Source organism: Nostoc sp. JL23, from assembly GCF_017115065.1.
Taxonomy (GTDB): Bacteria; Cyanobacteriota; Cyanobacteriia; order Cyanobacteriales; family Nostocaceae; genus Nostoc; species Nostoc punctiforme_A.
The window spans coordinates 128,056-154,557 of the sequence record NZ_JABXKN010000135.1 but is presented as its reverse complement, the minus strand read 5'-3'; the positions used below and the strand labels follow the sequence as shown (position 1 = coordinate 154,557).

20 protein-coding genes are annotated in these 26,502 nt (G+C 42.1%); 8 read left to right on the top strand and 12 right to left on the bottom strand.

Annotation, left to right across the window (positions count from 1 at the left end; genetic code table 11):
- Nucleotides 1-836: 836 nt before the first annotated feature.
- Nucleotides 837-3,188 (top strand): putative PEP-binding protein, encoded by a 2,352-nt coding sequence (locus HWQ42_RS29310; protein WP_292818094.1) that lies wholly within the window; start codon nt 837-839, stop codon nt 3,186-3,188.
- A gap of 47 nt (nt 3,189-3,235) precedes the next feature.
- Here HWQ42_RS29310 and HWQ42_RS29305 read toward each other — a convergent pair whose 3' ends face one another.
- The 8 genes from HWQ42_RS29305 to HWQ42_RS29270 form a co-directional block, all read right to left on the bottom strand.
- Nucleotides 3,236-4,054, bottom strand: a complete 819-nt coding sequence (locus HWQ42_RS29305; protein ID WP_292818092.1) for a hypothetical protein — start codon at nt 4,052-4,054, stop codon at nt 3,236-3,238.
- A gap of 270 nt (nt 4,055-4,324) precedes the next feature.
- The gene (locus tag HWQ42_RS29300) at nt 4,325-4,981 is read right to left on the bottom strand and encodes a DUF1361 domain-containing protein (RefSeq protein ID WP_292741060.1); all 657 of its coding nucleotides are present in this window, start codon (nt 4,979-4,981) and stop codon (nt 4,325-4,327) included.
- Between the two features lie 746 nt (nt 4,982-5,727).
- Nucleotides 5,728-6,915, bottom strand: coding sequence for a hypothetical protein (locus HWQ42_RS29295; protein WP_292818090.1), 1,188 nt, complete (start codon nt 6,913-6,915; stop codon nt 5,728-5,730).
- A 150-nt stretch (nt 6,916-7,065) separates the two neighbouring features.
- Complete coding sequence (locus tag HWQ42_RS29290; RefSeq protein WP_292818088.1) at nt 7,066-8,949, bottom strand: iron uptake porin; 1,884 nt, start codon at nt 8,947-8,949, stop codon at nt 7,066-7,068.
- Nucleotides 8,950-9,184: 235 nt separating this feature from the next.
- Nucleotides 9,185-9,661 carry a hypothetical protein gene (locus tag HWQ42_RS29285; RefSeq protein WP_292818086.1) on the bottom strand — a complete coding sequence of 159 codons (477 nt, stop codon included), beginning with the start codon at nt 9,659-9,661 and terminating at the stop codon, nt 9,185-9,187.
- Between the two features lie 153 nt (nt 9,662-9,814).
- Complete coding sequence (locus HWQ42_RS29280) at nt 9,815-10,579, bottom strand: energy-coupling factor ABC transporter ATP-binding protein (RefSeq protein WP_292818084.1); 765 nt, start codon at nt 10,577-10,579, stop codon at nt 9,815-9,817.
- 65 nt (nt 10,580-10,644) lie between these two features.
- A complete protein-coding gene (locus HWQ42_RS29275; protein ID WP_292818082.1) occupies nt 10,645-11,298 on the bottom strand; it encodes an energy-coupling factor transporter transmembrane protein EcfT in 654 nt (217 codons plus the stop codon).
- Nucleotides 11,291-12,214, bottom strand: a complete 924-nt coding sequence (locus HWQ42_RS29270; protein ID WP_292818080.1) for an energy-coupling factor ABC transporter permease — start codon at nt 12,212-12,214, stop codon at nt 11,291-11,293. Before HWQ42_RS29270 ends, HWQ42_RS29275 begins: the two co-directional genes overlap by 8 nt.
- 921 nt (nt 12,215-13,135) lie before the next feature.
- On the opposite strand from HWQ42_RS29270, the gene HWQ42_RS29265 reads away from it, so the two are divergent.
- From HWQ42_RS29265 to HWQ42_RS29255, 3 genes are all read left to right on the top strand, one after another.
- Nucleotides 13,136-14,374, top strand: coding sequence for a glycosyltransferase (locus HWQ42_RS29265; protein ID WP_292818078.1), 1,239 nt, complete (start codon nt 13,136-13,138; stop codon nt 14,372-14,374).
- Nucleotides 14,375-14,476: 102 nt separating this feature from the next.
- Nucleotides 14,477-16,333, top strand: coding sequence for a glycosyltransferase (locus HWQ42_RS29260; protein ID WP_292818076.1), 1,857 nt, complete (start codon nt 14,477-14,479; stop codon nt 16,331-16,333).
- Nucleotides 16,334-16,568: 235 nt separating this feature from the next.
- Nucleotides 16,569-19,097: a mannose-1-phosphate guanyltransferase gene (locus tag HWQ42_RS29255; protein WP_292818073.1), complete on the top strand. Its 2,529-nt coding sequence runs from the start codon at nt 16,569-16,571 to the stop codon at nt 19,095-19,097.
- Between the two features lie 615 nt (nt 19,098-19,712).
- Here HWQ42_RS29255 and HWQ42_RS29250 read toward each other — a convergent pair.
- Nucleotides 19,713-20,396 (bottom strand): class I SAM-dependent methyltransferase family protein, encoded by a 684-nt coding sequence (locus HWQ42_RS29250; RefSeq protein ID WP_292818071.1) that lies wholly within the window; start codon nt 20,394-20,396, stop codon nt 19,713-19,715.
- A 563-nt stretch (nt 20,397-20,959) separates the two neighbouring features.
- Between HWQ42_RS29250 and fldA the strand changes: the two genes are divergently transcribed.
- On the top strand, nt 20,960-21,472 hold the full coding sequence (gene fldA / locus HWQ42_RS29245) for a flavodoxin FldA (RefSeq protein WP_292741086.1): 513 nt from the start codon (nt 20,960-20,962) through the stop codon (nt 21,470-21,472).
- A 67-nt stretch (nt 21,473-21,539) separates the two neighbouring features.
- Nucleotides 21,540-22,292 carry an alpha/beta fold hydrolase gene (locus HWQ42_RS29240; protein WP_292818069.1) on the top strand — a complete coding sequence of 251 codons (753 nt, stop codon included), beginning with the start codon at nt 21,540-21,542 and terminating at the stop codon, nt 22,290-22,292.
- Between the two features lie 118 nt (nt 22,293-22,410).
- On the opposite strand, the gene HWQ42_RS29235 is transcribed toward HWQ42_RS29240, so the two are convergent.
- From HWQ42_RS29235 to HWQ42_RS29225, 3 genes are all read right to left on the bottom strand, one after another.
- Nucleotides 22,411-22,566, bottom strand: a complete 156-nt coding sequence (locus HWQ42_RS29235) for an AAA-like domain-containing protein (RefSeq protein WP_292818067.1) — start codon at nt 22,564-22,566, stop codon at nt 22,411-22,413.
- A complete protein-coding gene (locus tag HWQ42_RS29230; RefSeq protein ID WP_292818065.1) occupies nt 22,550-23,353 on the bottom strand; it encodes a hypothetical protein in 804 nt (267 codons plus the stop codon). Before HWQ42_RS29230 ends, HWQ42_RS29235 begins: the two co-directional genes overlap by 17 nt.
- Nucleotides 23,354-23,520: 167 nt before the next feature.
- On the bottom strand, nt 23,521-23,742 hold the full coding sequence (locus HWQ42_RS29225; RefSeq protein ID WP_292818063.1) for a hypothetical protein: 222 nt from the start codon (nt 23,740-23,742) through the stop codon (nt 23,521-23,523).
- A gap of 143 nt (nt 23,743-23,885) precedes the next feature.
- On the opposite strand from HWQ42_RS29225, the gene HWQ42_RS29220 reads away from it, so the two are divergent.
- Nucleotides 23,886-25,328, top strand: coding sequence for a cytochrome ubiquinol oxidase subunit I (locus HWQ42_RS29220; protein ID WP_292818061.1), 1,443 nt, complete (start codon nt 23,886-23,888; stop codon nt 25,326-25,328).
- A gap of 49 nt (nt 25,329-25,377) precedes the next feature.
- Nucleotides 25,378-26,391 carry a cytochrome d ubiquinol oxidase subunit II gene (gene cydB, locus HWQ42_RS29215; RefSeq protein WP_292818059.1) on the top strand — a complete coding sequence of 338 codons (1,014 nt, stop codon included), beginning with the start codon at nt 25,378-25,380 and terminating at the stop codon, nt 26,389-26,391.
- The last annotated feature ends 111 nt before the right edge of the window (nt 26,392-26,502 follow it).

The following is a 26,502-nucleotide window of genomic DNA, read 5'->3' as shown; positions in this document are numbered from 1 at the left end:
CACCCTAATTTTAATTTTTTGCCTCTGAATGCTCTCAAATACTTATTTTTTCGTAGCTCCTTTTAGTGATCGCCTATTGTACCCAAGTTTCTCAAACCCAGTCCCCGTGAGCATTTGCCATTTGTGGATGAGTCTAATGTTTAGTCTGATATGGAGAATTCTATATACTAGGTTAAATCGTAATATTTTTATAAAAATAGTACAAAACTATTCTAATGTTTTATTAATGGAGTTTGAGCCAATGGGTGTAGTGCAATAGCCTACCTCAATATTTGGAATCTATCAATTTATGAATGGTTTTGAAACGGAGAATTACTATTTTCCATTATTAGGATTATTTTGCAACAAGATAATATTATTTGGGTCAATAAATGGAGATTTGCATTGTTAAATTGTGGCAAGGATCGTCATGGCAAACTATATGAATTTTAAGTTTATTAAATAGTTGTTTGACTATTTAAAATGAATGAGCCACAAAATTATACCTTAAATTGTTAGATTAACCCATATACTCAACAATTAAATATGATACGACCATGTATAAGTAGAGCAAATCAGCTATACAGCGCATTTCAAGTTACTGAAGTACACAACGATTCGTCTCAAAGCCAGCTATCAAGCCTGTTTTAATTCTGATTTCTGACTCCTGTTAGCGCAGCGGGGCGTAGCCCATTCTGAATTTTCCTCTATCCTGCTTCAAAAACCGTAACTTTGTAATTCATGCAAAAGAAAACTGCTGTCATCCCTGAGTACTTTTTTTCAGAAGTCAGTGGATTAACCTGATAACATACCAAAAAGAAATGGCTGTGGCTACAAATAGACAACTAACAAATTGAGTGAATAAACTCTACTGGCTAGATCAAATTAAACTACAAGACCGTGCCAAAGTAGGTGACAAAGCCTTTTACTTAAGCAAAATTATCCAGCGTGGCTATCCGGTGATGCCTGGTTTTGTAGTTTCGGCAGAAATTTTGCGGCAATTTCTCGAAAATCTTAATAGTTCAGAATCATTAGTAGCTGACTTACCCCATTCTTCGTTACACCTGGATGTTACTAATTGGCGTCAACTTCAGCAGGTGGCTAGCCGCTTGCGCCAAGAAATTCTGAGTGCGACTGTAACCCAGGAGTGGGTGAGTACAATTTTCCAAGCCGCTAGAGAATGGCAAACTAGCTGTTTGATTCTTCGGCCTTCTTTAGCAGTATTAACTGCTACTCCAGGTATAAACAACAACATATCGGGTTTACTGGAGTCGGTATTTTGCCAGTGCGAACCGGAAGCGATCGCTTTGGGGTTAAAGCGTACCTGGAGCCAAATATTTCGGGCCCGCAGTCTATTATATTGGCAGCACTTAGGAATTAATCTGCAACAAATTAATCTCGCAGTTTTGGTGCAACCTGTTGAAAATGCGATCGCCAGTGGTTCGCTCACAACTAATGCCTCTGGGTGGGAAATTGAAGCTACTTGGGGATTAGGAATTGCGATCGCTCAAGGCGAAATACAGCCAGATGTTTACTACATTCAACCGGCGACTGGGGTTGTGCTTGAGCAACAACTGGGCAATAAAATGCTGGCTTATGGCGTTGATGATGCAACCTCTGGAGCTTTTTCGCAACCCGTGCCGAACTCAGCGTTAACACCAGATCGCACCTGTCTGATTACCTATCTACTTCCAGAAGCGCAACAAAAACAGTACTCTTTACAAGAAGAATACTTACAACAAATAATTGCTCTGGGAACTCAACTGGTAAGTGAACTAGGTAAAACCTTTACCATTAAATGGACTATCGCCGGGCAAACTACATCTGGAAAGCTCTACATCACACAAGTTAGTCCTTCGCAATCTGTAATTCCCCACTTACACTTCATTCGGGGACTAGGGGCAGCCGGGGGACGTGTTGCAGCCACTGCCCTGGTAATTATTAATCCGCAACAGAAACCCGAACAACTACCGAAGGGAGTCATTTTAGTAATACCAACAATTACACCTGATTGGTTGCCATTATTACAACAAGTTGGTGGTATTATCACAGAACAAGGGGGATTAACCAGTCACGCGGCAATTCTAGCTAGAGAATTAAGTATCACAGCAGTAGTAAATGCAACATCTGCCACAACTTTAATCCAAACTGGCGAACGATTGCTGCTTGATGGCGACAGAGGAGAAGTCTATCGCATCAAAGGAGACTCAAAGGAGGAGATGGAGAGAGGGAGAGAAGAAAATCTTCTTTCCTCCCATTACCCCAATCCGAAAGCGCCTCATCCTGCTGTTATGTCTCATCTACCTATGATTGCTACCCAACTGCTGGTTAACTTGAGTCAATCCACTTTAATAGAACAAGTGCAAAACCTGCCTGTGGATGGAGTGGGATTGTTGCGTTCCGAATTGATGGTACTAAATATATTGAACGGGCAACATCCTAATAGTTGGATTTTAAGCGGGCGTCAGGCAGAATTGTTAGAGCTATGGTCTGAGCAGATTATGCAATTTGCTCGTGCCTTTGCACCAAGACCAGTTTTTTATCGTTCTTTAGATTGGCGATCGCAAGATTTACCATCATTGCGTGATAGTTTAGAATCTTCGCCACAATCGATGTTAGGTGAACGCGGCACCTTTAGCTATTTACGAAATCCCGCAGTATTTGACCTAGAACTGAAAGCTTTGGCAAGTGTACAGCAAGCTGGTTATACCAATGTCAACCTACTTTTGCCTTTTGTGCGGACTATAGAAGAATTTATTTTTTGCCGTCGCAAAGTTGAGCAAGCTTTTTTAACCGAGGTAGCGCAGTTTCAATTGTGGATGATGGCAGAAGTGCCAAGTGTCTTGTTTTTATTACCAGAATATGTGAAAGCAGGTGCAGCCGGAATTTCTATTGGTACAAATGACCTGACCCAATTATTGCTAGGAGTGGATCGAGAACAAGGACAGTTAGCAAAAGTATTTAATGAACGTCATCCAGCTGTTATGAGTGCGATCGCTCAACTGATCCAAATGGCTAAAAGTGCCGATATACCTTGTTCAATCTGCGGTCAAGCACCAGCCCTCTATCCAGAAATTATTGATAAATTAGTGGAATGGGGTATTACTTCCATTTCTGTTGAACCGGAAGCAGTCGAACGAACATATCAAGCGATCGCTCGTGCTGAACAACGTATAATTTTAGCAGCAGCACGCCGAAAACTTAATTAATTAGGAGTTAGGAGTTAGGAGTTAGGAATTAATTGCTCACTGCTAATTTATTTAATGTAGCCAGTTTCGCGCAAAAACTTCCGTAAATCGGTGAAGAATTTGGTGCGGTCGCTTTTTTTATAAGCTTGTTGCACTCGCCCCCATCCATCCTGTCCTTGATTCAGCAGATATTTATCTGCCAGATAAGCTGCTAAAAATCCCTTGCCATCATCGCCTTGTTGTCGTGCCTGAGTATAAGTTTGCCATAGCTCTGAGGCATGATTGGAGATTAATTTGGGATAGCTACGAGTCACATCGACCATTTTACCTTGGCGATAACGCCAAATTTGCAGAGGGTAGGCAGAAGCAGCATAAGCTGTAAAAGCATAGGCAAAGCGATCGTCTCGACTATCAAACTCTGGCAGTCCATCTTTGTCTAAATCTTTAAGTTGATAGCCACCATTACCCCATTCATGACGAATCTTAAGATACTTTTGGGATTTGCTGTCGTAGCGGTAAATCAATGAATAAGTACAACAGTGCGCTCCACCTGTAAAGAAATCGGCAATTATTTCTGGTTCTTTGTTACCGTCCAAGTCTCGCACTGGCAAGTTGTTTTCTTGTCCAGATATATTCCCCACAGGTCTGTCATATTCATCTTCTTGCGGCAGTTTTTGATCCAAAACAGTTTTATCCGCCCGGATAATTTTCAACCGGACATTTTTATACTGATATTCCTCTAGCTTCTCGTAAGATACTTCTGCCCGCACATTGCCCAATTCTCCAGTTATTGTTTCTGCTGTTGCAGTCTGGGTAAATATAGTCGTTGCACTCAAAAGAGCTAAACCGATTAGAGATTGACTGCCAAAGGAGCGAATAGTAATCATCGTTGGTGTTGTACATAGCACATTCAACTTTATACAACACCAGCAAAATGTTCAATATCGATAAATTGCCGCAACGGCTGTGCTATATCGATATTCAACGATCTGATAGAACGTTATTCTCAAGTGATGGCGGTTGAAGTTCAATCGGTTGCTTTTGACTTTATTTCACCTCACGGAGAGTTTAGTTGCATCTTTCTTTTGATAGGCAATATTCATCAAAGGAATTACTAATTAAAACCCCAAATTTAAAAGCTAAAATCGCCATTAATATCAAATATTTGGCGTGTTAGAGTTTGCGCTTTCTGAGTTTATGTCTATTCTACTGTCTGGTCGGCTAAGACCTAAAGTTACTCGTTTCATAATCCAGTACAAACCTGCAAGTACCACAAAGGTGATAGCAATAATCACCAAGGGCTGTTTTCCTAGAATTTCTTCTACCCCTTTGGTTATTACGGCATCGGGTTGAGTAATAAAATCCCAACTGTTGAAACGCAAAAATCGCCCCCAATAGACACCAACAGCACAGAGAAAATGTGTAATCGTCTCAACGCGCCAAATCCATTGGCTCTTACCGATGCGATGTAAGTAGTGACCCCAATTAATTAACGATATGACATAAGCTTCAAATCCACCGAGAATTACTAGCAAATACACAGGAATGAGTACCAAAGTAATCATCCAAACCGATTGAATCGTGCGGATATCATCTATTAGGTGAATTACATCAGTCAACAAATATGGTGCATTTGGTAAGAAAGCATAGAAAACTAAAAATCCTAGCCACCAAAGCCAAGTGCCACCACGCTTAAAGCGAAATAGCCACACACTCAAAGCTAAAGGTATAAAAGCCAGAAATAAATTCCAAGTCATCCACTTCATATTAATTTGTAAGACCTGCACAACTCTGGCGATCAATTCTTCTTTCATAGGTGCTAACTCAGAAGATGTTTGATTTATCTAGATTCACTCTGTAGTGTTTAGTCTGACTGATAAATTTTTTGTAGTCCCCAAGAAAACTAATTTCCTCCAATAATATTAGACAAAATTTTTGTCTTATTTAAGTCTCATTTATAAATAAATGCTCACTAATCACTAAATATATGTCTAAAATTTAGATTTTTTATATATTTTATACAAGGGGACAAAATTTATCAATCAATTGGCTTCAGGCACTAGTAACGCAAGGCGGAATTAAAAATTAAAAATTAAAACAGCGTAAGCATTTCATTGATTTGGAATTGGTGGTTTATTTCCGCCGTGTTGTACTAGTATAGCCAGAAAATGATTATGGTAAAAAATACTACCGAAAGGTAGTCTGAGCAACAAAAACACCGCGCATAACTTATTGTGGACTTTTTTAATTGCAACGTTGCCCCTATGCTGACTATTATATTGATTTCATTTTGCCCTGCTATGCTTTCAGAAGCACCTAAAGTTTTTGTCAAATCAGCCTTTGCTTAAAGGCGGGCGAGACGCCCACCCGACGAGAAGTAGTTGATATTTTTTATTGGAAAGTCCCTAACTAACGCAACGTGAGTTCGACAAGTCTTATTTGACCTCTCCCCCAGCCCCTCTCCGACGCGGAGAGGGGAGCAAAAAGCGGAATTATTTCTTGCTCCTCCCTTTCCGTTTCGGAGAGAAAGGCTGGGAGGGAGAGGTTCATCGAACTCACGTTAACGCAGTAGCACTCGACTACGAGGTCCGATCGCTTGTTTGGGTGAAGTGGGTAGTGTACAACTTTTGGCAGAATCTTGTGAACAAGTAGCTTGAGCAAGGGTTGCAGGGTTGACAATTACTTGATTGACCACTAGGGAATTACCGTTACTCAATTCCATATTAGGTGTAGTAGAAATTGATGGAGAATGAGACCTAGATGTGTACGTTTTAGGTGTTGAGGAAGCGCCACTATCAACTATTGGTGTAACAGTGAATGTGTTACCACCATCAACTATTGGCGTGACAGTGAATGTGTCACCACCATCAACTATTGGTGTGACAGTGAATGTGTCACCGCCGTCAACTATTGTTGCAAGGGTGGGTGTGCTACCACCACTAACTACAGGTGCAGGGGTGGGTGTGCTATCACCACCAACTACGGGTGCAGGAGTGGGTGTGCTACCACCAACTACGGGTGCAGGAGTTATAAGAGTTGCAGTTGCAGGTACTTTGATTTGTATTCTTGCTAGGGGTGAGTTAGTCATTTCCAAAGATGTCACCTTTGGCGAACCTGGAAGATCGGATTTGAAATCAAAGACTGTGGGGGTTGCACCACCATTGCGTAGGCGTAGCCCGCCGTAGGCATCGCTATATCGGACTCCATATCCACTCACTTCAAAAGTGCCCTGATACTGGTTTCCAGTGTTTGGATCGGTGACAATACCAGTGTATAAGGCTTTTGTGAGATTAAATTCATCCTGAACTACTCCTTGAAATGTGGTTCCTGCCAATTGTCCCTGGTATTTATAGGGTGTCAATTCACCGCCAGAGAGAATCGGCGAAGTGAGAACGCCATTAAAGGAGACAATCGGAATGCCTTTAAAGTCAACAAAATAATGCAGACTACCATCAGCACGTGTTTGTACCTGCACATAGTCTGACTTGTATATAGGAACGTAATTAGGATTATTCTTAGTACCTAAGTTTTGCGCGTAAGTCCCCGTTTCGTCTGTATCAACACGAGTAATGCTTTGATTGAAATTGGGATTATTTCTGGGAAGTTGGATAGTACCCGATAATGTACCAGTACTTTGAATTGTGATTTGAGCAGAAGCACTTGTTCCACCTAAACCAATGAAGACTGCGGCTAAACTGCTGCTGCTAACAAGAAGACAACCCAACTGAACTGATAAATTTAATTTCATGAAAAATTTGCTCCTTTAATCACATATAAAAAAAATACGCGTATGTTTACGCATGACTTTTCCTTGCTCTTAATGGATCGTGAAAGCATCCAATACTGAATTAGTCAGTGTAAAAATAGCGTATTTTATTACATTTACGTCGGTATAAAATTAAAACCGGAAACTTGCTCTTAATGTCCCAACGATTAATGCATCGTTAGCAGCATTGTGATCGGGATTGAAAATAACGAATAAGCCTGGAGTCAAGGCGATATTGTCGCTTAGTTGGGCGCGGTAAAAAACTTCTACGTGAATTGATGTGTCACTACGTCCACCTGCTGTCCCCCCATCAGAAAAGTTAGGAAAATTGAAGCCGTTGGGTAAAGTACTAGAAGTAATTTTGGGCGGTTGTCCGACAAGAACGCCCCCTAAATTCCCAAAACGCAGCAAATTAGGAAAACCTGCGAACACCATCCAGTTGGTGGTTTCTACAGTTCCAGAAAGTTTAAATGGCTTGGAGGAAGTAAAGCCACCCCAACCGCCCAATTGCAAGTTAGGGTTAATTCGCCAAGCAACGGTAGCGCCAATGGCTTGGGTATCGAAAGCTGTAGGATTTGCAAAAGGTGAAATCAGTTGAGAATCGCCAATACCACCTCCCAGTAAGCCATCTGGGGAGTGGGAATAGAGATAATGTATGCCGACATCTATCTTATTTGTGGGTGCCAAACTTAACTGAGCGCCAGCAGTATATCTACCGCCAAAGAGTCCGCCCTGCTTGGTGTCGCCAGGAAAACTGGGTATTTCGGCACTATAAACGCCTTGCAAACTGATGCGATCGCTAATCTGCCAGTCAAAGCCTATACCACCACTGCTGTTCCCAATACTTAAAATTGGGTTACGCTGACCAAATAGAGAAATTGCACCATCGCTAGAACCTTCTAAAGGGCTAATACCGCGAAAGGTGTTGATTGGGTTGACTCCCGCCGTACCTACCACAATTCCCAAGTTATTTGAGGCAAGAAATCGATAAGATAAGTCACTAATAACTAGATTGTTGTCTGTATTTGACTCGAAACCCAACCGCCCCATATTGGTAGATAACAAAGATGCATTAGAACCCAAATTGCCCGCAGACAGTCCTGTTAACAGTAAATCTCGTCCTGTAAATGAAGTTGCTAAGGTTAGTTGGGCGCTACTTGTAAAAGTTAGATTGGTTTTTCCCTGGCGTTCAGGGACTCCATCTCTCGGAAACAAATCCACGTCGGGGCTATTGGTTCCCTGAACGCTAAAAATGGCTTGACCAAATAATCTAGTAGTTGTGGAAAACCGATTTTCTTGTAATTCACTAGTCTGCTTTTCCACAACTTCGACACGCTGCTGTAATTGCTGCAACTCTGCTTTGAATTCGCCTTGCAACCTTTGCAGCAAGATTAAATCTTCATTATTAACAGTATTAATTTTATTGTTAGCGTAGGCGTAGCCCGCCGCAGGCATCGCTTCGTTAATCTTCTCTAAACAAGCATTTAAACCAGCCGCAAATTCATAACGGCTGATAGCACGATTTCCCAGATAAGTCCCATCAGCATATCCCGCAATGCATCCATAGCGTTCTACTAAAGACTGCAAAGCACCAAAAGCCCAGTCTGAGGGTTGCACGTCTTCAAGTTGCGATACTGAGGTGACTTGAGACATTTGGTTGTCTGAGTCTGGAGGATGAGGAGATTGGGAAAATTCTTCTGTACTTTCCTGATTCTGTACAACTTCTGCTACAGGTTGAGTATCTTTTAATTCAGGTAAGTTAGGGTAACTGATGAATTGAATTTTTTCTCTACTTTTTCTAAGTATATTCTCGTACTTGTTTTTTATAGCTGACGAGGTGGTTATATCTGGTTGCACGAATTCAGGTGGTGTAATTTCGGCCGGTGAGACAACTTGAGATAAATTATCCTGTCTTGACTGCTGCACCGAATTGTCTGGCAGAATTACGGACTTTTCTGGTAAATTGACCGCAGATATTGGCACTGTTGTCAGCACACTCCCCATCAGTAGACTCATATCACTCCTGGTATTTCATTTGACTTACACCAATACTTCTTTTGACAAATAAAGTTGGTGTATATCAGGGAAAATTTTGAAAAAAAAGTGATAAAAGTTACTGTTTTTCTGAGAGCTATCGCTGTATCAGTGGGAGAATGAAAGAGCAGAGGAGCAGAGGAGCAGAGGAGCAGGGGAGAATAATTAATAACCAATGCCCAATGCCCAATGCCCAATGCCCAATGCCCCAGATAGATTATTCTGGCTCGCTACAATACTTATTCATCTGATTCACTAATGTATCTGACTGTTTGCCAAGAGTTGTAGCTGTTGTCAGTGCTGAATCAATTTCGGCTCTAGCCTTTTGGATTTTTGCTCTCCCAGATTCTGAGGCTTGTGCTGTCTTGGTTGCACCAAGCGCCTTACCTGCCTTAGCGATCGCTTGACTAAGATTTTGAAAAATCTTCACAAAACTGCTTTGAAATTCTTTCAGCTTCGGATCTTTTAGCTTCAGTTCTCCAATGGATTTAGTCACAAAGTCTAAATCTTTAGATAGCTGGATGCTAGTTATCACTTGCGTTCCCTTATTTTTATCAATTAGAGAAGTTCCAGCATTCACAACTCGAATCAGTCGCTGGCACTGGGAAACTTTATTGTCGGTGCAACCAGTAACGAACAAAGCAATACTTAGGCTAACGGGAGCAAGAACAGTATATTTATGTAAAACAGACATTAACACCCCAACAGCAATTCAACCCACAATATAGTATCCAATATTACGGGTAAATGAGGGGATTGGGCACAGGGGGCAGAGGGGCAGAAGGGAAAAACTTACTGTAATTTCTCCCCTGCTCCCTTGTCCAATGCCCAATGCCCAATGCCCAAATCACCAATCTATCGGCAAACCCAACTGGTCTAAAGTAGCACCATCTTGCAACAGTGGTTGAATATCGCTGTCTATTTGAATACGACCACCAGACAGCACCAAAGCGCGTTGAGTAACTCTGCCTAACCAATGTAGGTCATGGGAGGCAATTAAGATCACCTGTACGGGTAACTTTAATAATACTTGCGCCAAATGACGCCGCCATGCTGGATCGAGACCGTTAGTTGGCTCATCCAAAATTAGAATTGTTGGTTCTAGGGCTAAAATCGAGGCTAGGGCGGCTAGGCGTCTTTGTCCACCAGAAAGTTCGTGGGCGGAACGATTGGCGTAAGCTTCTAGACCAAAATCAGCTAATAACTGCCTAGCGCGATCGCTAGCCTCTGCTGGTGGCATCCCATAGTTACGTGGCCCAAAGGTAATATCTTCCAAGATGGTGGGCATAAATAGTTGGTCGTTGGCGTCTTGGAAGCTAAAGCCAATTTGACGACGCACTTGCGGTAAAGTTTGCAGTTCTACGGGGATACCATTAATGGTAATTTTTCCTGATTGTGGTTGTTTTAAGCCGATTAAGTTCTCCAATAAGGTGCTTTTTCCAGAACCAGTTGCTCCCATTAATGCGACGCGATCGCCTTTGTTCAAGGTAAAAGATATTTCCTGTAATACTGGCTCTTGGCGAGAATATGCATACACCAGGTTCTCAACCTCGACTACGGCTGTATGGGGATTATGGGTTGATAATTGGGGATTAGAAGTTAATGATTTCAAAATTTACAAACTCAATATGTAAGGGAGTAGAGACGCGATTAGTCGCGTCTGTAATGGGGAGTGGGTTAAATTTTGTAAGAAGTTAGGGTTACACTAGCAGCGATCGCCCAAGCTAGTAATAGGGCAAAACGTTCTTTTGGTCTGAGGGTAGAATCTATGGGTAATTGTCCGTTGTAACCACGAGCTACCATTGCCGCATAGACTCGCTCTGCTCTATCTAAACTACGGAGATACAAAGCTCCAATCATCGCAGCACTGGCATAGCGCAACCATCCTGTAGTTCCATTCAGACCGCGTAGCTGGGCGCTGCGCCGCATTCGCGTTACTTCTGAGAGCAAAATTTCCATATATTGCCCAGCTAATAACAAGTTTTCCTTTAAAGGTGCTGGTACTGGTAAGGTTTTCAGGGCAATGCCGAAACTGTGGGGCGGTAAGGTTAACAAAAAACTATTCATCGTCACCAAACAAACCAGCGAACGAACTAGCAAAAAACTGGCTCGTTCCCATCCCAAGGGCAATGCTAGCAATGACAAAAAAATCAATTCTGTACCGAGTAATCCTCCCAATTGGCGAATTGGTACGCGCAAGAAGCAAGCCCATAAAAGTGCGATCGCGCCATATATACTTAGTCCATACCAGGCATGATGCTTTAATAAAGCTGCTCCCACCACAATTACTAGAGACAGTTGCAAGCGTAGCGGTAAGGAAAGTTTAAGCATTCTTCGGTTTCACTACCTTGGCAATTCCAAAGGCAACAGCAAAGCAAACCGCAGCTCCCACCAGTCCGGCAATACTAGTGCCAATTGGCCCCAAACCTTCAATTCCATAGTTAGCTAAGGGAGTCGGCACAATTATCCGTACTCTCTCGGCTAAGTTGAGGAAGCCAGTATTTTCGGCAACTTTCTCCAAACCATCGGGCCATGCTGAAGCAAAGAGTGACAGCACTCCCGCAATCAAGAAAATAGTGACAATGGGTACTGACCAGCCACGAAACTCGTGTTGTTCGCCTGGTAACAAATCTGGTCTGGCTCTGGCCAGATAAGTCAGCACACTCCCGGTAATCATTCCTTCACCAATGCCAATCAAAATATGCACGCCAGTCATGGCTGGTAAAACTATGGCTACGGGTGCAGTTCCAGAGAGGGCTAATTCAATGGCACAAGCGATCGCAGCTACCACTACACTCACACCAGCTGCGATTCCAGCAGCCAAGGGTAAGCGCCCTTTTGATCCCCCAAACAACCGTTGCAAGGTTTCGGTTAAAACCCAGCCAACCCAAACTCCAACTACTGCCATGTTAAAAATATTTGCTCCCAAGGCTGTAATGCCACCATCAGCAAATAGCACAGCTTGAATAATTAAAACTGTGGCGAGACACAATGTTCCTGCCCAAGGACTGCCCAAAACGATCGCAGCTAAGGTTCCCCCTAACAAGTGACCACTAGTACCTCCTGCTACTGGAAAATTGATCATCTGGGCAGCAAAAATGAAGGCGGTGGTTAGTCCCAATATCGGGGCACGACGAATACCAAAAGCCTCTTGCGATCGCCCGAAGGCAACAAACAGCGCTGCCGCACTCGCTAAACCAGTAGCCCCTGCCACCGGAATAGAAACAAATCCATCAGGAATATGCATGATCTACCCTGTATTTTTAGAGGTTCATTTACTCAAAACAAGCAATAAGACTACGCCATCATTTTAATAACAAACAAAATTTATCTCTTTTTTGCAATGCCCTATTGGGGGATTTTATAGTGTTACTTTTGACATATTTTCAATCCAGTGCCTACTAAATAGTATACTTATTTAGTAGCATATTAATTTTTGTTAAGCTTATTTTTTATATTACTAAACGTTGACAAATCTGGCAAAATGGGACTGTAAATATCTAGTCTCATTTTGTCGATCAAATTACTCCTAAAAACAGGTAATAACGAAACATTAACTGCCTCTTACCTGATGGAGTAGTTCGTTTTTTTTTAATCAAACAGGAATCTCTAGCTTTTCTTACAATTAATAAATAGCTATAAAAATTTCTCAAAAAATTATTTTGATTTTTCTTTGTTTTGTAGTGTCTAATTAATTCAATAATTGTTGCATCAAAAAGTATATTTTTACGGGCATAACAAGCTTATACAATTAGCATTTGCACTTTATTCTTACCTTGCTGTAACAACAATAATATACAAGCACATCACTACAATCTCCGATACTCAATATTAAATTAATATTTCCCCTAGTATAAAAAATCATCAAAATATGCTTAATAAACTGTATATTTATTGACTCAGTTTACTTAAAAGTACAAGATGTTTCCCTAAGAAATACGTAATTTTTCGTATAATATCATAAAAACAAGGGGCAAGATGTAAAATTTAGATGAAATTTAGGAAAATACTGTGAATCGAAGTACGGTAATTACTAAACTTTCACGACGGCTAACTGTAACAAAAGTATTCCTCAAGTTTTAAGTAACTAGGTTGAGTCAATAAAGTCAGCAGATGTTTGACTCTATTTTCCACAGACTTTACACACCCTCGTTTTGCAATTTGGAATATGAAAACAAACTCATCCAACTCGCTGTTAACAGTCTCAACTGGCCCACTAAAGATTTCCGAGTTGCCCCCCAACCCCGTGGGTACAGATGATAATTATATTCATCTTTCTCTAGTAATTCCTACTTATAAAGAGCGTGACAACATCAAAAATGTAGTCAGCATATTGAGTCAATTACTGGATGAATCTATTGCAGGAAACTATGAACTAATAGTGGTAGATGATGATAGCCCAGACCGAACCTGGGAAATAGCGCAATCTTTGACGACAGAATATCCCCAGTTGCGAGTGATGCGACGCCAACAAGAACGGGGATTGTCCTCAGCGGTGATTCGTGGGTGGCAAGCAGCTACGGGGAGTGTGTTGGGGGTGATTGATGGAGATTTGCAGCATCCACCAGAGGTATTAATACAACTGTTGGGTAATATTGAGCAAGGAGCAGATTTGGCAGTAGCTAGCCGTCATGTAGAAGGAGGCGGTGTTAGTAGCTGGAGTGTTGTTAGGCGTTTTTTGTCTCGTGGCGCTCAGTTGTTAGGCTTGGTGATCTTACCGGGGGTATTGGGCAGAGTTTCTGACCCAATGAGTGGTTATTTTATGGTGCGCCGGAGTGCGATCGCAGGTGCAACACTCAATCCAGTTGGATATAAAATTCTCCTAGAAGTAATTGGCCGGGGAAAAGTAGACCAAGTTGCCGAGGTTGGGTATGTCTTTTGCGAACGCAAAGAGGGCGAGAGTAAGGTGACATGGAAGCAATATATAGATTACATCCACCACTTAGTGCGATTGCGGCTCTCCACAGGGAAAGTCGGACGATTGAATAGGAAAATCAATTTTCCCGTCGGTCGATTTGTCCGTTTTGGGTTTGTTGGCTTTAGTGGTGTGTTTGTCGATTTAACGGTGTTTCACTTGCTGCGTACTGTAATTCATTTAGGTTTAACTCGCAGTACGATTCTTTCGGCCGGAGTGGCAATCGTAAATAATTTTCTATGGAATGATGTATGGACTTTTAGTGATATTTCTCAAGGGCAACGTGCTTTGCATCAACGTTTCAAGCGATTCTTGAAGTTTAGTGCAGTCTGTTTGGCAGGAGTTATATTACAAGCTCTAATAATTAACTTTCTCTATAATGTCTTGGAAATAAATCAGTATTTAGCTAAGTTGATCGCGATCGCAGTTGCTACCATCTGGAATTTCTGGATTAATTTGAAACTTAGCTGGCGCGTCACAGACGTGAAATAATCACAACGAGGGATTTGAGCTTTAGATTTTTGTTTTTAGATTTTAGAACGAACTTAAATCTCAAACGTCAAATCTACAAATCCATGAGTGTGAGGCCCAGCAATGAGAGTTCTTTTCCAAGGTGCATTTTATTTTTACAAACAAATTATCTCGTTGCTATCTGCATCTGCTACCCATTTCCTGCCTCTGGCAGATAAAAACTCTGGCTCACAACGCAAGCATTGGCATAATTGGCATCGCCTTCCTCCTTCCTGGGTTAATCCCTTGCTGATCTTAGTGTGGTTGATTGTCGGCATCAGCTTGCGCCTGGTCAACTTGACTGCAAAGCCTCCTTGGACTGATGAGTTTGCCACCTTGGTGTTTAGCTTGGGGAATACTTTCTTATCAGTTCCCCTCGATCAAGCGATCGCACCTGATATCTTATTACAACCACTGCAACCAAACCCAGCGACTAGTATTGGTGATGTTATTCATAACTTAGCCACACAAGATAGTCATCCACCACTGTATTTTGTGCTGGCTTACCTGTGGATGAAATTATTTCCCAGCGATGGAGGATTAGTATCGCTGTTTGCGGCGCGATTGCTACCAGCGATAATCGGTGCTGCATCTATCCCGTGTGTTTACGTATTAGGTAGAGTAGCGTTTCGTTCGCGATTAGTGGGACACTTGACTGCTGCCATGATGGCAGTATCACCTTATGGCGTATTTTTAGCACAAGAAGCGCGTCATTACACTTTGGCAATCTTATGGGTAATTGGTTCCCTCACCTGCTTAGTAATTGCCACACGTCATATTCAAAACCGCACACCTTTACCTATATGGGTAGCACTTTTCTGGATAGGAATTAATGCTTTAGGTATTGCTACTCATTATTTTTTCACCCTTACCCTTTGCACAGAAGTCGTAGTTTTGATTTTTCTGGCTTGGCATCAATTGCAAACCAGCAGCAAATTTTCTCTCCTCTTTTCTCCTCCCTGGCGGCGCATTTATGCCGTTGCTATAGGTACTTGTGTAGCGGGTTTAATTTGGATACCAACCTTGTTAGAGAATGAAAATCGTGGTGCTTTGACCGAGTGGATTCGAGGTTCGCGCGTTGGGCTAGATTGGTTAAGCCCAATTTTTCAAGCTTTAGGAACATTGATTGCAATGATTTCCCTATTACCAGTTGAATCTTCTCAAGCTTTGATTGTGATTCCTTCTGGGGTAGTGATGCTGACTTTCTTTATTTGGGCAGTCCCAATTTTGCTGCGTGGGATTAAAATTCAACTACAGCAACCAGAAACCCGGATAATGATTCAGGTGCTTGCGGGAGTAGTTACCGGTGCGATCGCTTTATTCTTTATCTTTACGTACTTTTTGGGTATTGATCTTACTAGGGGTGCTAGATATAACTTTGTTTACTTTCCCTCGATCGTGGTTTTACTAGGCGCAAGTCTTGCAGTTTGTTGGCATCCTCCCCAGATGGAAACAAAGCAAGGGAAAAATGGGATAACAAGCATAGGTAAATGGGGAATAAGCGGGAAAAAAGCCGTAACGTTAATTTGGTTAATGGGATTTTTCAGTGCAGTTACAGTAATCTGCAATCTCGGCTATCAAAAATATTATCGCCCTGACCTGTTTGTGCAACTAATTCAACAAACATCCCCAACACCAGTATTGATTGCCACCACCCACAAAACTTATGTACACACTGGGGAAATGATGGGAGTTGCGAGGGAGATTAAACTTGCAAATTCACTCCAAAATCCTCTGTTTCTCCTCGCTCATCAAAACCAAGATCCGAATGCTTCCACCATTGCTCTAGAAAATACTTTAAAAAAATTACCACGACCTTTTGACTTGTGGCTGGTAAACTTTCACGCACCCGTAGCAGAAACCGTCAAAACATGCGTATCTGATACTCAATCTTTGCCAACCGTAGACGGCTACGAATATGAACTTTATCATTGCCAATAAGCTGGGGAATGGGGAGCAGGGGAGCAGGGAAGCGGAGGAGCAGAGGAGAAGTTGCAGTAAGTTTTTCCCCCTGCCCAATGCCCAATGCCCAATGCCCCATGCCCAATCCCCAATCTATATGCATCTTGTGGAAGTTCCTCAAATATGAATATCCATAGGAGACTAGAGAAAGAAGAACAAAATATATCTGACACATTTTCAAGCAGCGAAAGCTGTAACTAGTTAAGGAGGATTTATGCGTGCAGTACTCATGGCAGGGGGTTCGGGAACGCGGCTTCGCCCGTTAACTTGCGATCTGCCCAAACCGATGGTGCCGATTCTAAATCGACCAATTGCCGAACATATTATCAATCTCCTCAAACGACATCAAATTACAGAAGTTATTGCGACATTGCATTATTTACCTGATGTCTTGCGAGACTATTTCCAAGATGGCAGCGATTTTGGTGTCCAGATGACTTATGCTGTCGAAGAAGATCAGCCTTTGGGTACAGCTGGCTGTGTGAAAAACATTGCCGAACTTCTTGATGAAACTTTTTTAGTCATTAGCGGTGATAGCATAACAGATTTTGACCTCACAGCAGCGATCGCATTTCACAAACAAAATAAGTCAAAAGCTACTTTGATTTTAACCAGGGTTCCCAACCCGATTGAATTTGGAGTAGTGATTACCGATGAGGAAGCCCGGATTCGGCGATTTTTAGAAAAACCCTCTAGTAGTGAAATTTTTTCTGATACCGTCAACACTGGTACTTACATTCTCGAACCAGAAGTTTTGGAATATCTGCCAGCAAACGTTGAATGTGACTTTTCCAAAGACTTATTTCCCTTGCTACTAGCAAAAGATGAGCCAATGTATGGTTACATCGCTCAAGGTTACTGGTGTGATGTCGGTCACTTAGATGCCTATCGTGAAGCTCAGTATGATGCCTTGGATCGGAAAGTACAATTAGATTTTGCCTACAAAGAAGTTTCCCATGAATTATGGGTAGGCCAAAATACTTATATTGACCAGACGGCTGTGATTGAAACCCCAGCAGTGATTGGTGACAATTGTCGGATTGGCGCAAGAGTACAGATTGAGGCAGGAACCGTAATTGGGGATAATGTGACTATTGGTGCTGATGCTAGTCTCAAACGTCCCATAGTGTGGAATGGGGCATTTATTGGCGATGAAGCACATCTTTCTGCCTGTGTAATTTCCCGTGGCACTCGTGTAGACCGCCGCGCCCATGTATTAGAAGCGGCTGTTGTGGGTTCGCTTTCAACCGTGGGAGAAGAAGCGCAAATTAGCCCTGGTGTACGTGTTTGGCCCAGTAAAAAGATTGAGTCAGGGGCAGTTTTAAACATTAACTTGATTTGGGGAAACACCGCCCAACGGAATTTATTTGGGCAACGTGGTGTCCAAGGTTTAGCGAATATCGACATCACCCCAGAATTCGCTGTGAAATTGGGATCTGCTTACGGTTCTACTTTGAAACCTGGTTCTAAAGTAACGGTTTCCCGTGACCAGCGTAATGTTTCTCGGATGGTGACGCGATCGCTCATTGCTGGTTTAATGTCTGTAGGTATTGATATTCAAAATCTCGATGCCACAGCTATCCCTATTGCCCGCACAGTTATACCCACAATGTCGGTAGCTGGTGGTATCCATGTGCGGGTACACCCCGATCGTCCTGACTACATTCTGATTGAATTCATGGATGCTAAGGGCATTAATATCTCCAAAGCCCTGGAAAAGAAAATTGAAGGGGCTTACTTTAAGGAAGATATGCGGCGGGCGCTAATTCATGAAATTGGCGATGTATCTTATCCTAGCCAAGTTATGGAGCGCTACTGCACTGCTTTTGAGAAACTGTTGCATGTTCATACACTCCGCAACAGTCGCGCCAAAGTGGTGATTGATTATGTTTATGCAGTATCGGGGGCAGTTTTACCCCAAATGTTGGATAAATTTGGCGCTGATGCAGTCGTACTGAATGCCAGTGTCAATAAAACGGCGATGTCAATCACCGATCGCGAAGGATTGCTGACTCAGTTAGGCCATGTAGTAGAGGCATTAAAAGCTAACTTTGGCGTGCAAGTATCCGCTAATGGAGAACAGCTAATTTTAGTTGATGAATCCGGCTACCCAATTCGTGGGGAAACTTTAACAGCACTGATGGTAGACATGATATTAACCGCTAACCCCAGAGGAACAGTAGTTGTACCAGTTCATGCTTCCAGTGCTATTGAACAAGTCGCCCGTCGCCATGATGGCAGAGTGATTCGCACTAAAGCCAACCCGACAGCTTTAATGGAGGCTTGCCAGAAAAACCCGAATGTGGTATTGGGAGGTAGTGGAGAGACTGGTTTTATTTTCCCGCAACTGCATCCGGGATTTGATTCCATGTTCTGCATTGCGAAGATAATTGAGATGTTGACTATACAAGAGCGATCGCTTGCTGCTGCGCGGTCAGAATTGCCCCGTGTCATTCACAAAACTTATACAGTCCGCTGCCCGTGGACAGCCAAGGGTGCTTTGATGCGTTACTTGGTAGAAACTCACCCAGCCCAAAATCTAGAATTAATTGATGGAGTAAAAATTTGTCAACCCTACGATGACAGTTGGTTGTTAGTTTTACCAGATGCCAGCGAACCACTGGTGCATTTGTATGCAAATAGCAACGATCGCGAATGGGTAGATGAGACTGTGAGAAACTACCGCACCCGTGTACAGGCGTTTGTGGAAAGACAACAAGAATATCAACCAGCCGAAGTGTAATTCGTAATTCGTAATTCGTAATTGAATTCTTTAATTACGAACTACGAATTAGCAATTACGAATTATATTGAGGGGGCTTCAAAATTCTCATCGAGGGTATTCTGGTAAACTTCTCTCAGCGTAATTGCAATCAAAATAAATTAGAGCTTCCCTAGTAGAGGTGAATGCTCCACTTGTAGAGTATGCGTCACTGTTTGGACTTGCTTCAGATGACCAAATTTTCAAATAGTAATGACTATTATCATCGCTAGACCATAATTCATAACGGTAATTACCTCCTGAACCCTGACTATTTAAATAGTCAGCTAGTGCTGTATTTGATGTAGACACAAAGCTAAATATAGTCAAAACCGGAATTACGGCTAGTTTTAGTATTTGGATTAATTTCATAAATGCACAAAAAACTTACTCCCTCTAGCCTCCTTTACCGAGGTGATTTTTGAAACCAGTAATCATAGGGATGTTTTGTGAGGATATCGTAAGACGGGATAAATCGCGTCTCTACAAGCGTTATCGATATTTTGAGCAGCGATCGCACTATTTATCAATTTTCTTGATTAAATAGCTGAAAACTGCTTTCAGCAAATTGTTCTAGAAAAGAGTCTGATTCATTATTCATTCTCCAGAGGTTTGAAAAACTGGCTGTGCTGCTCTATTTGGGGTACCGGAAAACACGAATAACTGTTGATTCTCTAGTAAAGCCGAACCTTCACCGAGATAACGATGAAGTCCTACTGCCATATCTCCTGTAGGAGTGAGCTTAAAACTAACTTCTTCAAAATCAGCTTCACGCAAAAGTTTGCGGACAGTATCAGAATGGCGAATATCTTTAGTCTCTCCACGAGTCCAAATTATTAAGGAACCTTTTTTACTTAATAAACTTAAGTTCCGAAGTAAGCGATTCAGTTCAGCTTCGTCAGCTAAATTGCCGAATATACCACACACAATCACAATGTCTGCTGGCACTGCTCCTGCATAATTGGAGGAATTTGTGGCATCGCCATTAACAAACTCAATTTGCTTTGCCAAACCAGCTGATTCTATAGCTAGTCTTCCAGGTTCAACTAACTTCGGGTCTAGTTCAACGAGTCGTGCATACACATCTTTTGTACGGGAGTGCTTTGATAGCGTTCCCAATAAATCTCTCCCATCACCCGCGCAAACACTGACTACACGAATGATTCCCGGTAAAGATACATCCAAACTATGAGAAATATATTCCCGAACAATTTGCAGTCGCTGCTGCAATTTTGGTTCACTATTGTAGAGATCGTGCCATTCAAACCAGTCTTTTGGCATAAGGGGCAATTTCCGTTTGATTTAAACTATCCTCTTGCAGAGTGCATTATTCACTCTTAATATAAAAGTACGGTAACTCGACACAGTTACCGTACTTGAATCAGCTAAAAAACAATATCACATAACTCTTCCAAGATCAAGTCTTGTATCGCTTTTTGTCTAAACTCCAGTAACTGAGAAATGCTTTTTGTTCAGGCGTTCATCTCACTACTTCTATTCGAGTAAATGCGAGGTTTCTGACCAATTAAGGTACGAGAGTTCTTACTGCCTCGTCTAGTTTTCGGTTTGTTTTCTGAAATACTTAACAAAAGTTTACCAAAGCAAATGAAAAAGACTCTCAATAAGTCTGGTAGTATATCTTCAGAGTTATTGAGAGTAATACTCATTAAGCAGGCGATGTATTTCAGCTATTTGCAAACTTTCTGAAAAGATAACGCTTTTGACTTGCGTGGCTGTTCAAACACTGGAGTCGATGCCTTGATGAGTAGGAAACCTTGGATTAACCAACCTCTCAGGGCGACTTTTCAGCAAAGCACATAACTATTTATTTATCAGGTGTCAATATGTCAAAAAAAATTGGTTTGTTTTACGGTACTCAAACTGGCAACACTGAATCTGATGCTGAAAAAATTCGGGATGAGTTTGGTGATGATATTGTGACATTGCATCCTATTTACGAGGCGGATAGTAGCACTTTTGATGAGTATGACTTGCTGATTATTGGCTCTCCTACTTGGGATATTGGTCAACTTCAGAGCGATTGGGAAAGCTTTTTCTCCGATCTAGATGAAATAGATTTTAGTGGTAAGCTAGTTGCCTATTTTGGTGATGGAGATCAATATGGCTATGCCGATAACTTCCAGGATGCAATAGGAATTCTAGAAGAAAAAATTTCCCAGCGAGGCGGTAAAACTGTTGGTTACTGGCCAACTGAGGGATATGACTTTGAGAATTCTAGAGCTTTGAAAAATGGCAAGTTTGTTGGGTTGGCACTTGATGAAGGTAGTCAATCCGATCTAACAGACGAGCGAATTAAAACTTGGGTTGCTCAGTTGAAGACAGAATTTGGTTTGTAGAGATTTGGGGCGCACAGCTAGCTGTGCGCCTTTATTGAAATTGATAATTTAGAAGTTATAGGTATTTATGTCTGATTCATTTGATGTTCTGTGGTTAAATGCTAGTCCTATTTTGAAGCGTTTTGATAAACCATTACTTGAATATTTATCTAGGTATATAAATGTCGCCCAGTGGGAATATCAGCAAACCAAAGATGAAGCGAGTTCCATAGATCAAGCTGTGGATTTGCTATATGACTTTTTAAAATGGCGCGATCGCCCCGTGCATTTAGCAGGTCATGGTATGGGTGGTGCGATCGCCTTAACCTTTGCGCGGCGATTTCCGCAAAAAGTGCGATCGCTTACCCTGCTGGCTGTAGCAGCTCAACCTGCAAACAATTGGCAAGCTCACTATTACTTTCAACGACAACTTTTTAGCATCAGCCGTGAGCTAGTTTTAGCAAGCAGCGTTCGCAGTCTTTTTGGAAATCAACCAGCTCATACCACTAAAAAGTTAGTAGCTGCCTTAGATAAAGATTTAGAACAATCTCCCACGTCACACTCTTTATTTAAGTTGGTTTATTTACCCAAGGGTGGAGTTTCGATGCCAATGATGGTATGTGGTAGCAAGAGCGATCCGGTAGTCAACTCAACTGTATTGCATGATTGGTTAAATTGGTTGAAGCCAGAAGATAAGCTCTGGGAATGCCCAGAAGGATATCATTTTTTTCACTACTTCTATCCTCAACAGGTTGGCGAAGAGATTTTGAGTTTTTGGGAACGCCACCATCCGCATCTGTTAGAAGCATCTGCACTATCTTTTAGCACTTCTACAAATTAGTAACTTTGAGAGTGCGATCGCCTTTGGTGTTGGTGCTGCGTAGGCGTAGCCCGTCGTAGACATCGCTAATCATTTTACCACTCATTATTGATGGTTCATCCTCTCACGCTGGGTGTAATCATTCGGATAGGCGTTCTCGAAAATAAAGGCGATATAAATTACAAAGGCATTGAACTTCATTTCCTTTAAATTCAATTAACCCCAGACTGCGTAATTTAAAACTTTGTGCAAACTCTAACTTAACAGGAATCTCACTCTCAATCGCTTTCAGCATCAGCTAAATATTGATACCCTAAAACCAGCGAACTATTTAATAAAGCCTCTTTTAGCTGAAAATTATTAATTTTCTTCTGCAAAACTAAACCTGCAATATTGAAAAACTGATTGGCTTCGTTTGTTTTTCCCTTTTGTTGCAGTTGAGAAGCCACTGCTGATAATTTTCTAATTTTATCAATAGATTGGTTGAGTTCATTTGTATTTTTGTGAGCAGTTTGCAACTGGATAAATGCACCTATGCCTAACAAACCTGTAATTCCTAAAGTAACAGATAAAACTACCACTCCAAAACGTATTCTTTTCCTAGCAGTTACTAATTGCCTTTCTGCTTCTTCTTTAGCTTCCGCTTCAATTTGTCTAGACCTTTCTGCTGCTTCCTTTTCTTTCCTTTCTCTTTCTAATTCTGCTTGTCTTTCTGTTTCTGCTAGTTCCTCTTCTCGCTCTCGTTTACGACTAGCTGCTAAAAATTCTAAATCTTGAAAACCTAAACTTTTATTCTTTGCCCAAGTTGACGCTTCTACTAAAGCTTGACCCCGCAATAACCGAGACTCATCTTGTTTTCCTGATAATATCCACTGACGATAATTCTCTGCATAAGGGCGCAAACTGCCTAAAGTTTTCTCAATCCATAAGCTGTCAAAAATGGTTTGATAAATCAGGTTATAAACCTTTAATTTACTCTCCTTTTTAACAACGATTCCCGCTAACTGTAAATCACTCTGTTCAATACTACTATCAATATCAATTCCGCGCGATTGCCATACTTGTTGATATAAATCTAACAAGTATGCTGCTTTCTGTTCATCTCTTTTTAAAATCCTATCCTGAATCGTTCTAAAATGTTCCGGTTCATCTTGAGATTCCCAATTCTGACACCAAATTGATATTGATAATCTTGGGGAACAGGCGAATTTATAGTCATACTTTATATGGCTAATAGTTTAAATTATACCTAGAAATCGTTTTGAGGTACTCCAAAGTCGTTTTGAGGTACTTCAAAGTCGTGTTGAAGTACTCCAAAGTCGTGTTGAGGTACTCCAAAGTCGTTTTGAGGTACTCCAAAGTCGTTTTGAGGTACTCCAAAGTCGTTTTGAGGTACTTCAAAGTCGTTTTGAGGTACTTCAAAGTCGTGTTGAGGTACTCCAAACTTTGTCGCACCGCAATCGAATACCACAAAATGCTCGTGTAGGCAGACTCAGTTACAACGGAGAAAATTTTCGTACTCCTCTTGTGTTCCCAGTGGTATCTTTAATGCATTCGGCCATAACCCAAAGATGCTGTGCAAGTAAAGATTTAAACGAATTTAGAGGTTAGTTCATGGATTTTCTGTCGGATACCGTTGCCCTCTCGCGGATGCAGTTTGCACTGACGGCGATCTTTCACATGCTATGGCCTGTTCTCACCACTGGGATGGGTATTTATCTGGTCATCGTCGAAGGAATGTGGCTCAAAACACGCAATCCCAATTACTACCACCATGCTCGTTTCTGGGCAAAGCTATACGTGTTGAACTTCGGTATTGGTGTAGCATCCGGTTTGCCGATGGAGTTTCAATTTGGTACGAACTGGGCACCGTTTTCCGAAGCAGTAGGCGACTTTTTTGGCAGCATTTTAGGCTTTGAGGCTTCGATGGCATTCATGCTAGAAGCTGGATTTCTGGGTATTATGCTGTTTGGCTGGGAACGAGTCAACCCAGTGATTCACTATTTCGCCACGATTATGGTTGCCTTTGGTGCAAACCTATCTACATTCTGGATTTTAGCAGCCAACTCTTGGTTACAGACTCCGGCTGGCGGGGAAATGGTGAACGGGAAGTTTGTTGTCGATGATTACTTTCAGGCAATTTTAAATCCCTTCATGCTCAACAGCGTCTGGCATATGTTTTTGGCGACGCTGGAAACGTCTCTGTTTGTGATTGGGGGAATTAGCGCCTGGTATATTCTCAATAACCGTCATCAGGCCTTCTTTGCGCGATCGCTTAAAATTGTCTTGGCAATTGCGATCGCAGTCACCCCATTACAAATCTATGTCGGACACCTCAGCGCCGAGCAGGTAGCAGATTATCAGCCCACCAAGCTAGCCGCAATGGAAGCCAAATGGGAAACTAGTCCCGCCGGTCAACCCGCACCCTGGAGTGTGGTGGCATTACCTAATAATAAGACTGAGAAAAATGATTGGGAAATCTCAATTGCCAACGGCTTAGGCTACATTTTGGAATTTAAACAGAACCTCTCTAAACCCGTTCTCGGACTGAAACATTGGAAGCCTGAAGATCGCCCCCGGATGGTGGGTTTGATTTATTATTCCTTCCGTATTATGAGCGGCATTGGCTTCTTCTTAGCTGGATTGATGGGTATCAGTGTGATTCAGTGGTTGCGGGGGAAACTTTCACCAGAAGCGATCGCTCAACAGAAATGGTTACTGCGAATCTGGATTTTGGCGGCTCCACTGGGCTACATTGCTGTCGAATCAGGCTGGATTGTGCGTTGTGTTGGGCGGCAACCTTGGGTGCTTTATGGGCAAATTCGCACGGCAGATGGAGTTTCTCACCTACCTGCTAGTGAGGTCTTAACATCTCTGCTAATTTTTGCTGGAATTTATACAGCCCTGTTTATTTGTGCCTTATTTTTTGGTAGTCGGATCATTCGTCAAGGCCCCAATCTGGAACTTCCGGTTCCAGGCATTGACACCGAACCTGCCGCAGAAACTACTCCGGCTGAATTTGTTCCAGATCAACGTCCTGTCGAAGCAGAGCAATAAAGAGTGTTGAGTGCTGAGTGTTGAGTATGGTAAATCAATAGGTAACTATATGGAGAATCTAGAACACTTTCTAGCACAAGTTTGGTTTGTTATCTTGGCTCTGTTTTTATTTCTCTACGTCATGTTAGACGGGTTTGATCTAGGCGTAGGCATCCTATCGCTAACCAGTTCCAATGACGACCGACGCGACATCTTAATGACGAGTTTAGGTAATATTTGGGATGCCAATGAAACCTGGTTGGTGTTGATGGGGGGTGCGTTGTTTGGGGCATTTCCTCTCGCTTATGGCACCATTTTGAATGCACTCTACATTCCCATTTTTGGGATGATCTTTGGCTTGATTTTTCGGGCTGTGGCCTTTGAGTTTCGAGAGCATTCTACAAACAAAGTGTTTTGGAATGTGGCGTTTGGAGTCGGTAGTTTCATGGCGGCGCTGTTTCAAGGATTCGCCTTGGGCACCATTTTAGAAGGCATTAAGGTGGATGAAGCGGGTCACTTTATCGGTAGTATGTGGGATTGGTTCGATTGGCGATCGCTCTTAGTTGCCTTGACATTGATCCAGGGTTATGTATTGATTGGCTCCACCTATCTCATCTTAAAAACTGAGGGAGAACTACAAGCGTCCCATTACCGCACAGCAAAACTCGCTGCTTGGACAACGCTTGTAGGTGCAATCTTAATCACGATCGCCACTCCTGTTGTGTATGAAAATGCCAGGGCAAAGTTATTTCATCAGCCAGAAGTGTATCTATTTTCAATCATTCCAGTCTTAGGTGTGCTGCTGATTTGGTTATTGATTCAAAGCCTGAACCGCAAAGCAGAAACTACTCCCCTCGTTTGGACAGTGCTGCTTTTCCTACTTACCTTTGTAGGGTTAGGATTAGTTGTTTTTCCCTATATTATTCCTCCAGGCATCACAATTTATCAGGCAGCCGCAGCACCTAGCGCGTTAGTGTTTATGATTATCTTCATTGGATTTCTTATTCCCATTATGTTGTTCTACAACATCTACAATTACATTGTGTTTCGAGGGAAAGTGGCAGATACACATTATGGCAAATAGTTGACACAATAAAGATAAATGATCGCAAAGACGCGATAAATCGCCGTCTCTTGCCTTAACCGAAGAACCAAAAGGTTTAGCACAGCTTCACAAATAAATGGTGTCTATCGA